11 protein-coding genes and 1 tRNA gene are annotated in these 11,337 nt (G+C 62.7%); 3 read left to right on the top strand and 9 right to left on the bottom strand.

The features are described 5' to 3' along the window. Positions 1 to 96: 96 nt before the first annotated feature. Both ASS64_RS01060 and ASS64_RS01055 read right to left on the bottom strand, forming a co-directional pair. Positions 97 to 390, bottom strand: a complete 294-nt coding sequence (locus tag ASS64_RS01060) for a hypothetical protein (protein ID WP_067688527.1) — start codon at positions 388 to 390, stop codon at positions 97 to 99. An 83-nt stretch (positions 391 to 473) separates the two neighbouring features. After that, the gene (locus ASS64_RS01055) at positions 474 to 1,856 is read right to left on the bottom strand and encodes a short-chain fatty acyl-CoA regulator family protein (RefSeq protein WP_067688525.1); all 1,383 of its coding nucleotides are present in this window, start codon (positions 1,854 to 1,856) and stop codon (positions 474 to 476) included. 177 nt (positions 1,857 to 2,033) lie between these two features. Here ASS64_RS01055 and ASS64_RS01050 point away from each other — a divergent pair, with 177 nt between their 5' ends. Both ASS64_RS01050 and ASS64_RS01045 read left to right on the top strand, forming a co-directional pair. Beyond that, positions 2,034 to 3,632 (top strand): isocitrate lyase, encoded by a 1,599-nt coding sequence (locus tag ASS64_RS01050; protein ID WP_067688523.1) that lies wholly within the window; start codon positions 2,034 to 2,036, stop codon positions 3,630 to 3,632. An 11-nt stretch (positions 3,633 to 3,643) separates the two neighbouring features. Beyond that, positions 3,644 to 3,835: a hypothetical protein gene (locus ASS64_RS01045; protein WP_369815330.1), complete on the top strand. Its 192-nt coding sequence runs from the start codon at positions 3,644 to 3,646 to the stop codon at positions 3,833 to 3,835. A gap of 95 nt (positions 3,836 to 3,930) precedes the next feature. Here the strand turns inward: ASS64_RS01045 and ASS64_RS01040 are convergent, their stop codons facing one another. From ASS64_RS01040 to efp, 5 genes are all read right to left on the bottom strand, one after another. Beyond that, on the bottom strand, positions 3,931 to 5,262 hold the full coding sequence (locus tag ASS64_RS01040) for an amidohydrolase (RefSeq protein WP_067688521.1): 1,332 nt from the start codon (positions 5,260 to 5,262) through the stop codon (positions 3,931 to 3,933). Between the two features lie 124 nt (positions 5,263 to 5,386). After that, positions 5,387 to 7,186: an SLC13 family permease gene (locus tag ASS64_RS01035; protein WP_198147610.1), complete on the bottom strand. Its 1,800-nt coding sequence runs from the start codon at positions 7,184 to 7,186 to the stop codon at positions 5,387 to 5,389. A gap of 48 nt (positions 7,187 to 7,234) precedes the next feature. Beyond that, positions 7,235 to 7,319, bottom strand: a tRNA-Leu gene (locus ASS64_RS01030). A 43-nt stretch (positions 7,320 to 7,362) separates the two neighbouring features. Then, positions 7,363 to 8,184 carry an inositol monophosphatase family protein gene (locus ASS64_RS01025; protein WP_067688519.1) on the bottom strand — a complete coding sequence of 274 codons (822 nt, stop codon included), beginning with the start codon at positions 8,182 to 8,184 and terminating at the stop codon, positions 7,363 to 7,365. Between the two features lie 79 nt (positions 8,185 to 8,263). Further along, positions 8,264 to 8,827 (bottom strand): elongation factor P, encoded by a 564-nt coding sequence (efp, locus tag ASS64_RS01020; protein WP_067688516.1) that lies wholly within the window; start codon positions 8,825 to 8,827, stop codon positions 8,264 to 8,266. Between the two features lie 142 nt (positions 8,828 to 8,969). Here efp and ASS64_RS01015 point away from each other — a divergent pair, with 142 nt between their 5' ends. Then, complete coding sequence (locus ASS64_RS01015) at positions 8,970 to 9,338, top strand: hypothetical protein (protein ID WP_067688513.1); 369 nt, start codon at positions 8,970 to 8,972, stop codon at positions 9,336 to 9,338. On the opposite strand, the gene ASS64_RS01010 is transcribed toward ASS64_RS01015, so the two are convergent. Beyond that, positions 9,339 to 10,037 (bottom strand): M23 family metallopeptidase, encoded by a 699-nt coding sequence (locus tag ASS64_RS01010; protein ID WP_067688510.1) that lies wholly within the window; start codon positions 10,035 to 10,037, stop codon positions 9,339 to 9,341. Positions 10,038 to 10,054: 17 nt separating this feature from the next. Beyond that, complete coding sequence (locus tag ASS64_RS01005; RefSeq protein ID WP_067688507.1) at positions 10,055 to 11,293, bottom strand: L,D-transpeptidase family protein; 1,239 nt, start codon at positions 11,291 to 11,293, stop codon at positions 10,055 to 10,057. Positions 11,294 to 11,337: the final 44 nt, after the last annotated feature.

Genomic DNA, 11,337 nt, shown 5'->3' with positions numbered 1-11,337 from the left:
CTAGCAGAGAGGGATGAACCGTCGGTAAATTTTACAGTCGAAAAGAAAGGGCGACACGCGCTATGCATGCCGCCCTTCTGAAATGATTTTAACGCGTTAGTTAGCGACAGCGTCTTCGACTGCCTCGCCCGCATTCTGGGCTGCGTCGCCGACCTGGTTGGCGGCCTCGCCAACCTCGTTAGCCGCATCCGCGATCGCGTTGTCTTTTGCCACTTCCGCGCTGTTCATCTGGGTGAAGAAGAAGATGCCGATAATCGCAATGGCGACGACCAGCATGATCAGCACCCAGTTCGTCCCTCCGCCGCGGTTGGCGCCATCGGTAACGACGGTGTGCGTCGTATGGGTATTGCCGGAAGAATCGGTCGTTTCGGTAATGCGTTCTTCAGTCATGTAAATTCCTCCCTGCGATGGAGATCATGCGCCCGAAAACGCCTTTACGCATAGGCCGGTTCCCCGATCGCGACGATTAGTGGTTAGCCCTGCTCGAATTCGAAGGGGGTGACGCCGCGGCGGATCGTGTCGAAGGCGAGTTTTCGCCCGGCAGGCGGAAGCGAACGCTGGCTGCAGCGGATACGGTGGCAACGGGCACATCCCGGACCGATCGGCTGCGCATCGTCCGGGCGCAACGAGATACCGCGTGCCTGGGCCAGTTCGGATGCCAGGACCGCCTCGATGCCGACCGCCACCACGAACTGGGCTTCTCCGGGAGCGCCGCTGCCTTCAACGGTGCGCGCCATCGTCAGCCACCCGCCATCGCGGTCGCCGGTATTGTCGAGCGATACGAACTGGACCTGCAATTCGCCCGCGCGGTCGAACGCACGATGCGCGTGCCACAGAGGGCAGCTGGTCTCGGATTCCACGAAACGGGCGGTACTGGCACCGGTGAAAGTTTTCGAAAACTGCCCCGCCCTGTCGAGACGCACCATGAAGAAGGGCAAGCCGCGCTGTCCGACGCGTTGCAGTGTCGTCAGACGGTGCGCGAGCTGCTCGAAACTGACCCCGAAACGACGCTCCAATACTGGTAGGTCGTATCCCGTGGCCTCGCACGCGCGAAGGAAGCGCCCATAGGGCATGATCAGGGCCGCCGCGACGTATCCGGTCAGATGGCGAGCAAACAGGGCGCGGGCGGCCTCGTCGGTGAATTTCGCGCCTTTCGCCAAGGCGTCGATATCGTCCGCGAACTCAAGCTGCGCGAGTTGAAGCGCAAGCTGGAAATTGCGCGAAGCAGAGCTGAGCATTTCCGACAGTTGGACTTGCCGAGCATGCAGATCGAGGCGCCGCAGACTATCGGGCAAGACCTCGCGCGGCAGGATGCGGACCGATAGCTGGTGTCGCTCGCGCAACCGCTCGGCCAGCGCGACGCCCATGTCTCCGCGCGAAAGTCGCATCTCATCGGCCAGCTCTTCCGCAGCCCGATCGAGATCCGCGAAATGGTTGCGCCACCGTTCGATTTCGCGTCGCGATCCCGACAGCGGGTCGCTCGACGGGCCTCCCGCGTCCCCGGCATTGTCGTAGAGACGCGCGAAAGCCGCCGCCGCCTGCGGGGCCGAGGTCAGGAATTCTTGTAGTTCCTCCCGGTCTATTCCGAGGTCGGCAAAACGTTCGTCGGCGAAACGCCTCACCAATCCGTCGATGCCGCCGATCGATTCGTCTTCCCGCAGCGAGCGGGGATCGAAATCGAATTGCTCGACCAACTGCATCATCACGCGCGCGCTGACGGGGCGCTGGTTCCGCTCGATCAGGTTGAGGTAGCTCGGCGAGATATCGAGCCGCGCCGCAGTGGCGGCCTGCGTCAATCCCTCGCGCTTGCGCAGGCGACGGACGGCGGGCCCGGCAAAAAGTGCTTCCTCGGCCATTTGTCACTTTCTTTACATCATTACATGCTCGATAGCGCCAAATAGTCCAGATAAACAAGATATTTTGTAAATTTCCCTGTCGCCGGATCATTCGATGCCCCATCAAGAAGCCAAGGCGAACACGCCGCAATACGACGTCCCACTCAACGGCGTCCCAATTCGACAAGGAGCTTCCTCGTGACCTATTCGGCCCGGATCACCGAACTGAACGAAACCATCGCAGCCAACGGCGCACCCTGGGGCGCGATCGACGCCGAAAGTGCCGCGCGCATGGTCGTCCAGAACCGTTTCCGCACGGGGCTCGATATTGCGCGCTATACCGCCAAGATCATGCGCGAAGACATGGACGCCTATGATGCTGACCCGACGAACTACACCCAGTCGCTCGGCACCTGGCACGGTTTTATCGCCCAGCAGAAGATGATCTCGATCAAGAAGCATTTCGGCAGCACCAAGCGCCGTTACCTCTACCTTTCGGGCTGGATGGTCGCCGCGCTGCGTAGCGAATTCGGTCCGCTGCCCGATCAGTCGATGCACGAGAAGACTTCGGTGCCCGGACTGATCGAGGAGCTCTATACTTTCCTCAAGCAGGCCGATGCCCGCGAACTGGGTATGCTGTTCCGCGATCTGGACGCTGCGCGCGATGCCGGCGACGAAGTCGAAGCCCAGCGCCTGCAGAAAGCGATCGACGATCACGAAACGCACATTGTTCCGATCATCGCCGATATCGATGCGGGCTTCGGAAATGCCGAGGCTACCTACCTACTTGCCAAGAAGATGATCGAGGCTGGGGCCTGCGCGCTGCAGATCGAGAACCAGGTGTCCGACGAAAAGCAGTGCGGCCACCAGGATGGCAAGGTTACCGTGCCGCACGAGGACTTCCTCCAGAAGATCCGCGCGATCCGTTATGCCTTCCTCGAATTGGGCGTGCCGGAGGGCATCATCGTCGCCCGCACCGACAGCCTCGGCGCCGGCCTGACCAAGCAGATCGCTTATTCGAAGGAGCCGGGCGACCTCGGCGACCAGTACAACGGCTTCCTCGATTGCGACGAAGTCGATCCGGCGGATATCACCAATGGCCAGGTATTCATCAGCCGCGACGGCAAGCTGATGGCGCCCAAGCGGCTGCCCAGCAATCTCTACCAGTTCCGTCCCGGAACGGGCGAAGACCGCTGCGTGCTCGATTGCATCACGGCGCTGCAGCATGGTGCCGACCTGCTGTGGATCGAGACCGAGAAGCCGCATGTCGAACAGATCGCCGGCATGGTCGACAGGATTCGCGAAGTGATCCCCAACGCCAAGCTCGTCTATAACAATTCACCGAGCTTCAACTGGACGCTCAACTTCCGCCAGCAGGTTTACGATGCCTGGGTGGAAGCGGGCAAGGACGTCTCGGCCTACGATCGCGACAAGCTGATGAGCGTCGATTACGACGGCACCGTGCTTGCCGCCGAAGCTGACGAGAAGATCCGCACATTCCAGGCCGATGCCTCGAAGCGCGCCGGTATCTTCCACCACCTCATCACGCTGCCGACGTATCACACGGCCGCGCTGAGCACCGACAATCTCGCTCGCGAATACTTCGGCGAACAGGCTATGCTGGGCTACGTAAAGAACGTCCAGCGCGAGGAGATCCGCCAGGGTATCGCCTGCGTTAAGCACCAGAATATGGCGGGCTCCGACATGGGCGACGACCATAAGGAATACTTCGCCGGCGAAGCCGCCCTCAAGGCCGGCGGCAAGGACAATACGATGAACCAGTTCGCTGCGGCGTAAGGAGAGGAAGGATGACGACCATGACAGACGACATTCCAAAGACCGAGCCGGGCCGCGCCCGGGCACTGTTCTCGACCGCCGATTTCCGGCTCTTGCGTACCGCCCTCACCCATTATGCCAGGGCTACCGAAGATCGCGACGAACTGGCCCGGATCAACGCCCTGCACCACCGGCTCGGCACCTACGTTCCCTCGGACGGCTGAGCCGCCGGCATCCCGATCAACAATTCTCCTGGGGAGGAGAATACGGCCGTCGGAGCACCCCCAATGCTCCGGCGGCCACACTTTTATCCCGGCGGCTAGTTTCCGCCAACGGGCATCAGATCGATCGCCGCGCTAGCGAGCGCTTCCGCGCCGGTCGCAATCACTGCTTCCGCATCGGGCGCCCAGAACGGCGAGTGCAGCGATGGCAAGGGCGTACCATTCTCTTCCAGTGCATCGAGCATCGCCTGCGGCGTGCCACTGATCCAGAAGATCATCGATTCGACGTCGTCGGGCGCGGCGCGACGGAACTGGCTGAAATCCTCGCCGCCCATGACGGCGGGCCATTGCATCACCCGGTCTTCACCAAACCTTTGCCTGAAACTCTCGGCACGCGCTTCGCTGAAACCGGGATCGTTGAAGGTCGAAGGCGTATAGGGCTCTTCGACCGTGATCTCGGGCATCAGTTCGTCCGGCAGGCCGGCGGTGATCGCCTCGCCCCTCGCCACGCGGCGAATGCCGTCGAGCAGTAACTGTCGGCTTTCGTCCGAGTAGCTACGCACGGTCAGCTGCAGCCTGGCCTCGTCGCTGATGATGTTGTGCTTCGCGCCCGCATGAAAACTGCCCACCGTAATCACCGCCGGATCGAGCGGCGAGGAATTGCGGCTGACCACCGTCTGCAGTTTCATAACGATCGCGCTGGCGAGCACCACGGGATCGACCGTGGTGTGCGGATAGGCCCCATGGCCGCCGATGCCCTTCACCGTGATGTCGACGCTATCGACATTGGCGAGCGCATAGCCGGGGGTATAACCGATAGTTCCGGCCGGGACCGGAGCGGCCGCATCGTGGAAGGCAAGTGCGTAATCGGGCTTGGGAAAGCGGGTGTAGAGTCCGTCCTCGAGCATGGCGAGCGCGCCAAGACCCAGCTCTTCGGCCGGTTGCAACACCATCACCAACGTGCCCTGCCACTTGTCCTTGTGGTCCACCAGCAACTGCGCGGCGCCGATGAAGCCCGCCATATGCGTGTCGTGCCCACAAGCATGCATCACCCCCGTGGTCACGCCGCTTGCCGGAGTGGCCGTGACCGTCGAGGCATAGGGCAGCCCGGTCTGCTCTACCACTGGAAGCGCGTCCATATCCGCGCGCAGCAGCACGGTCGGTCCCTCGCCATTGCGCATCACCGAGACGACACCGGTCTTGCCGATCCCCTCGGTCACTTCGAAGCCGAGATCGCGCATCCGCGTGGCCAGCTTGGCCGCCGTCTCATACTCTTCGAAACTGAGCTCGGGGTTCGCGTGGAGGTCGCGGTAGAGTTCCATCAGGCCGGGCATGTCGGCCGCCAGATCCGCGCGCAGCTCATTTGCCGCGGCGGGGGTGGCAAAGGCGATCGCTGCGGCGACCAGTGCTGTAGGACATATCTTGGACATTCTGAGCGCTCTCCCTACGCGATGGAACACATGGAACCGGTTCATGGGCAAAGATTCATGACCGGCGATCGGCCGCTTCGTTAGCCCGCCGAATGTTGCAGACAGGAGAGCGGCAGGAAAGCCCCTAGAGTTCGTAGGTGACCACGAGCGCGAGCGAGAGCATCAATACCATGATCAGAACGAGTGGCACGCCCGTGCGAACGTAGTCGCGGAACTCATAAGACCCTTCCGCCATGATCAGCATATTGGTTTGATAGGCGATGGGCGTCGCGTAGCAAAGATTGCAGCCGAATAGCACGGCCAGAACCAACGGTTCGGGAGGCAGGCCCAGCTTGCTGGCTATGGCAAAGGCAATCGGCGTGCCGACCGTTGCCGCCGTGGCATTCGAGGCGAAATTCGTCAGGAAAGTCATCGCCAGCATGATCGCCGCCAGCGCAGCGGCTGGAGAGAGGTAGTCGAGACCGGCCGCCATGACCGTCCCGATCCAATCCGCCGCCCCGCTGTCGAGAATGATGCGGCCCAACGCGATACTGGCTGCCACCAGCACGATCACGCTGCCGGACAGGCCGCGCCCGACGCGATCGAACCGTACGCAGCCGGTTACGAACATCAGGATCGCACCCGCCAGCGAGGCAATGGCAATGGGGACCAACCCGACCGACGCGAAGGCAATGGAACCACCCATTATCCCCGCTGCCAATGCGGCCTTGGACCGACGCGGCAATTCGCGCATCCCTTCGAGCTGGAGCAGGCTGTCCGCGCGTGCGAAATGCTGCATGTCGTCGGGTAGGCCCATCACCAGCAGCACGTCACCCTCGGCGAACCGATGGTCGCCGCCTTCGGAGAATTGCTCCTTCTCGCCCACCAGGCGATCGGGCCGGTGCGTACCGATCACCGCAACACCGTAGAGATCGGCGATGCCCGAACTCGGTAGCGTGCGCCCTATCAGCCGCGAATCCGCCGTGACGATCATTTCGCCCACCGCGATATCCGTCCCGGTCTCGCCCGACCGGCGGCGAATGCGGTCGATCACCCAACTCGGCGCCGCGTCACCGCGCAGCGTCGCCATGGCTTCCTCGATCGCTTCATGTGTGCCGGTCATGCGCAGGCGATGTTGTGGACGAAGAAGGCCGACCGGCACATCGTGAAACTCGATTCCGGCGGGGAGGCGCGATTCAAGCTCCGACAGCTCACGCCCGTTGAGGATCGAATTTTCGGTCACGCGCAGCCGCGTCTCGAACAAGCGCTGGGCATGGACCGTTTCGATCCGATTGTCGCCGAGCATTCGCGGCATGACGATCCAGACGAAGGGGAGCGCGACAAGCGACGCGAACAGCACGATCGGCGTGAAGTGGAAAACGCCCATTTCGGGCATGCCCAGATCGACCGCGATCGACACCACCAGAATATTCGTCGAAGTGCCGATGGTGGTGGCCATCCCCCCCATCAGCGAAGCGGCATTGAGCGGGATCAGGGTCTTCGAGGCGGCCATCGCCCCGCGCATCGCCAGGTGCACGAAAATCGGCATCAGCAGCACCAGCACCGGCGTGTTGTTAACCCCCATCGACAGCACGAAGGTGACCAGCAGCGAAAAAATCAGGCCGAGCTGAAGATTGACCTTGAACAGCCGCTCCAAAAAGCGCGCCGCAGGTTCCAATGCGCCGGTCACCACCAGCCCCCGCCCCATGATCATCAGCGCGCAAATGGTGATCAGCGCGTAATGGCCGAAACCCGAGAAGGCGAGGCTGAGCCCGTCGGTCGGCTGCGTATCGGGCAGCGGGAAGAAGTAGAGTCCGACCGCGATCACCGCGATCGTCAGCAGCGAAATGATCTCCACGGACATGCGCCCGCGCGCAAAGGCGACGAACATGGCGATGGTGATGACCATCGCCGCAATCGCATGGTAGGAAGGAACTCCGATCATCCGAGAGCCGGAATCCCAGTTTATCCCGCTTTGCGCAAGGATTTAGTTTGGTACCCCTGGCCGGACTCGAACCGGCACTTCAGAAGAAACTCGATTTTGAGTCGAGCGCGTCTACCAATTCCGCCACAGGGGCACTGCGTCGGGACCGCAGGCGTTAGCCGCGCCCCGGTGCGGCATCAAGCCTTGAGCGCATTGACGAGCAATTTGTGCAGTTTCGAGTGCAGCGCATCGTTGGCAGCCAGCACCTGTGCCGAATGGATCGGCTGCGACCGGCCGCGGAAATCGGACACGAAACCGCCCGCCTCGCGCACGATCAGGCAGCCGGCGGCGGTATCCCAATCGTTGAGCCCGCTTTCCCAGAACCCGTCGTAGCGCCCCGCCGCAAGCCAGGCGAGATCGAGCGAGGCGGCACCGAACCGGCGCACGCCCGCGACCTGCGGGCCGATGGCGCCGAAGATTTTCGTCCATTCGCCGAAATCGCCATGCCCCTGGAAAGGGATGCCGGTCGCGATCAGCGCCTCGGGCAGCTGGCGGCGGGCCGAAACGCGCAGTCGGCCATCGTGAAGCCAGGCGCCGCGGCTCTTTTCCGCCCAGAATGTCTCGTCGGTGATGGGATTGTAGATCACCCCGGCGGAGACGTCGCCCCAGCCGCCACCACCGAGCTTGGGTTCCTGCACCGCGATGCTGATCGCGAAATGCGGAATGCCGTGGAGGAAGTTGCTCGTCCCATCGAGCGGATCGACGATCCAGCGCGGCTTGCTCTCGTCGCCTTCGATGATTCCGGCTTCTTCCATGACGAAGCCCCAATCCGGCCGCGCCGTGAGAAGTTCATCGTAGATCGTGCGTTCGGCGATGCGATCCGCCTTGGAGACGAAGTCGGCCGGACCCTTGCGGCTGACCTGGAGGTGCTCGACCTCGCCGAAGTCGCGGCGCAGGCGCCCCCCCGCCTTGCGCGCAGCTTTCTCCATTACGCGGATGACACCCGATAGAACGGCCATGGAAACTCTCTTATTCGGTCAGGGCGCGGATTGTGCGCGCCGGAAAGTGGACGGTGGCCCGATCGCGGGCCACGCGCAATCAGCTGGCCTTGCCGACGTAACTCTGCTCGTACACGTCGACGACGATCCGCGTGCCGCTTTCGATATGCGGCGGGACCATGATGCGAACGCCGTTGTCGAGCACGGCGGGCTTGTAGCTGGAGGAGGCGGTCTGGCCCTTCACCACGGCGTCGGCCTCGACGATCTCGGCTTCGACCTGCTGCGGAAGCTCGACCGAGATGGGCTTTTCCTCCCACAGTTCGAGCTTCACCTGCATCCCATCCTGCAGGAACGGGCGGGCATCCCCCAGCAGATCGCTGGGCAGGTTGATCTGTTCGTAGGTGTTCTGGTCCATGAAGACGAGCATATCGCCGTCCTCGTAGAGGAATTGGTAATCTGCCGTATCCAGGCGCACCTTTTCGACCGTGTCGGCGCTGCGGAAGCGGACATTGGTTTTGCGGCCGTCCTGCAGGTTCTTCATCTCGACCTGCATATAGGCGCCGCCCTTCCCGGGCTGGGTGTGTTGGATCTTGGCGACCTTCCAGATGCCGCCTTCGTATTCGATGATGTTGCCCGGACGGATGTCCACGCCGCTGATCTTCATGGGGAAGCTACCTTCGACTTGTAAAAGAGCATGCCGCCCGCAAGCGGCCCGTGTGCGGCGCGCCTTAGCGGAGCCGAGCCGTGCGGGCAAGCGAGTGGAAAAACGCTGGCGACGTTGCTATGGACGTCGGCGGACGCATCGCATGAAAACTTCGACCACCCTTGCCTCGATCGCCGCATTGGCGGTCCTCGCCACTGCTCCTGTTTTTGCGCAGGGGCGGCTATCGTTGCTCGACCGTGGGGAATATGTCTGCGCGCTTCCCGGTGATGCGACGAGTTCGGCCTGGGTCGAACAGGAAGGCCGCGGTTTCGCCATCACCGGCGGTTCGAGCTATCGCACCGCGCGCGGGAGCGGCACCTATCTGATGGAGGGAAAGCAGGTCACTTTCACGCGCGGCCCGATGCGGGGCACCCGGATGATGCTGCTTGGATCGGGTATGCTGCAAGAGGTAGGACGCGATGGCAAGCTCGGCCGCTTGCGCTGCCATCGCACGGGACCGGTGGCCGACTGATCACTCGCCGCGGAGCAACGGATAGGGGTTGACTGCATGCGCGGGCTCCCACCACGCGGCATCCGCCGTTGTCTGCAGGATGGCGAAATGCAAGTGGGGTGCGTCTTCGGACGCATTGCCCGAGCTGCCCACGGTGCCCAGACGCTGGCCTCGGCGCACGCGCTGGCCTTCCTGCAGCCCTTCGGCATATTCATCCAGGTGGGCATAGTAATAGATCGTTTCGCCGTCGGTCGATCGCACATAGATCGTCTTCCCGCCGGCGTCCGAACGGAAGAGCTTTTCCACCGTGCCGGGCGCCGAGGACTGCACGGTGGTGCCCTTGGGCGCCATAATGTCGATTGCCTCGTGCAACCGTGCCCCTCCGTCACGCGAATCGCTGTAAGTGTCGGTAAGATCGGCGGGACGGATGTTCTTGACCGGGATCAGCAACTGGCTGGCCTGCGAGGGGCTGGGCGTTTGCGGAACCTCCGTGTCGAGCGCGCTCGCGACCGGTTTATCGGGCGCTTCGCTCGCCACATCGGCCACGCCCGTGGCGGTCTCGCCGGGTGACGGACTGGGCGCGGCTTCGGCGGGGCGGGTCCGCTCGCGTTGGCTGGCGCTGGTGGCATTCTCGATCAGACTGCCACCGGCCACGATCCACACCGCGCTGGTGATCGTGGCAGTGATGACGATGGTGAGGATGCGATCGACGAGGTTCATGCAGCGACCCTAACGGCTTACGCTTCGAAAATCACCTGCGTCGATTGCGAGACCATCCCTGCGAGCCGCGCCGCATCCCAATTGGTCAGGCGCACGCAGCCGCTCGATTGCGCGCGACCGATGGTTTCGGGATCGGGCGTGCCATGAATGCCGTAATGCTCCTTGCTGAGGTCGATCCATACCACTCCGACGGGTGAGTTCGGGCCTGGCGGAAGAGTGTACTCCTCGCCATCCGGGTCGTCCTTTCCCAGCACCGCGGGATCGTAACTGTAGGGAGGATTGTAAGCCTCGCCGAGAATGTCCCATTCGCCGAGCGGCAGGGGGAACTCGCTCGATCCGGAACTTACGGTAAACAGCGCGACGAGTTTGTCAGCCCGATAGGCCTTCAGGGTCTTGCCCGCCTTGCTCACCACGATCCGGTCGACTTCCGGCTGCTCCGTGCCGACCCCAAGCGAGGCGAGCGTGCGCTGCCAATCGCCGTCCTCCACCGAGCCGGGCGCAATCCGATCCCCGCCGATATTGGGCACGCGGACTTGCTGGCCCGCGGCGAAATAGGGTTGGTTTTCCGAAGTGCCGGATGCAGTCGTTTCAGCGGTTTCCGCCTCGTCGGTTGACGCGCTTCCCGAAGCTCCAGCAGGCCTTCCATCGGGGTTGAGGGTCCTGAGCACATCCACTGTCGTATGGAAACGTTCGGCAAGGCGTTCGTCGAGCGATTTGTAGCCGAGCCGCTGGAGCTTGGCCTTTTCGGCGACGTCTTCGGGCATGTCGGTATAGGTAGCATCACCCCAGCTTGCCGGGATGGTAACGAGTCGGGTAGCTGGAATGCGCTCCCAATCGGAAAGCGCGTTCTTGGTGGCCTCGTCGAGCTTGCCGGTTATGTCGAGATCGTTGGCTTCCTGAAAACCGCGCAGGGCATTTTCGGTGCTCATGCCCATCTTGCCATCGATCACTCCGGGCGCGAAACCGACCCGATCGAGTACGACTTGTGCCTGCATAATCGGGCGCTCTTCGGGATCGGGGGTTTCGGAAGCCTGCGCCTTCTCGCCAGCCGCATCCTGGTCGATCTCGTTTAGATGGCGATCGTCGTTCGAGGCCATGGTGTCGGCGAGGTTGTCGTCGCCATATGTCTCGTAGCCGTAGTCGGTGCGGTTATCCGCGCTGGCGACTGTTTCGTTCCCCTGGTCATTGTCCTGACCCTGCATTCCGCATGCGGTTAAGGCGAACGAAGAAACAGCGGCAAGAATGATCGTGCGCATGAGGGAGCCTCTCCTGAATCACGGGACGCGACCCGTCCCGTTCA

The sequence above is a fragment of the Erythrobacter sp. AP23 genome, assembly GCF_001542855.1.
Taxonomy (GTDB): domain Bacteria; phylum Pseudomonadota; class Alphaproteobacteria; order Sphingomonadales; family Sphingomonadaceae; genus Qipengyuania.
Note: the sequence above shows the minus strand (reverse complement) of the source record. Positions and strands in the feature narration are given on the sequence as shown.

Bases quoted from the DNA above. Each gene is read 5' to 3' on its own strand.
- ASS64_RS01060 (WP_067688527.1), bottom strand. From the start codon at position 390: ATGACTGAAGAACGCATTACCGAAACGACCGATTCTTCCGGCAATACC.
- ASS64_RS01055 (WP_067688525.1), bottom strand. From the start codon at position 1,856: ATGGCCGAGGAAGCACTTTTTGCCGGGCCCGCCGTCCGTCGCCTGCGC.
- ASS64_RS01045 (WP_369815330.1), top strand. From the start codon at position 3,644: ATGACGACCATGACAGACGACATTCCAAAGACCGAGCCGGGCCGCGCC.
- ASS64_RS01040 (WP_067688521.1), bottom strand. From the start codon at position 5,262: ATGTCCAAGATATGTCCTACAGCACTGGTCGCCGCAGCGATCGCCTTT.
- ASS64_RS01035 (WP_198147610.1), bottom strand. From the start codon at position 7,186: ATGATCGGAGTTCCTTCCTACCATGCGATTGCGGCGATGGTCATCACC.
- ASS64_RS01025 (WP_067688519.1), bottom strand. From the start codon at position 8,184: ATGGCCGTTCTATCGGGTGTCATCCGCGTAATGGAGAAAGCTGCGCGC.
- efp (WP_067688516.1), bottom strand. From the start codon at position 8,827: ATGAAGATCAGCGGCGTGGACATCCGTCCGGGCAACATCATCGAATAC.
- ASS64_RS01015 (WP_067688513.1), top strand. From the start codon at position 8,970: ATGAAAACTTCGACCACCCTTGCCTCGATCGCCGCATTGGCGGTCCTC.
- ASS64_RS01010 (WP_067688510.1), bottom strand. From the start codon at position 10,037: ATGAACCTCGTCGATCGCATCCTCACCATCGTCATCACTGCCACGATC.
- ASS64_RS01005 (WP_067688507.1), bottom strand. From the start codon at position 11,293: ATGCGCACGATCATTCTTGCCGCTGTTTCTTCGTTCGCCTTAACCGCA.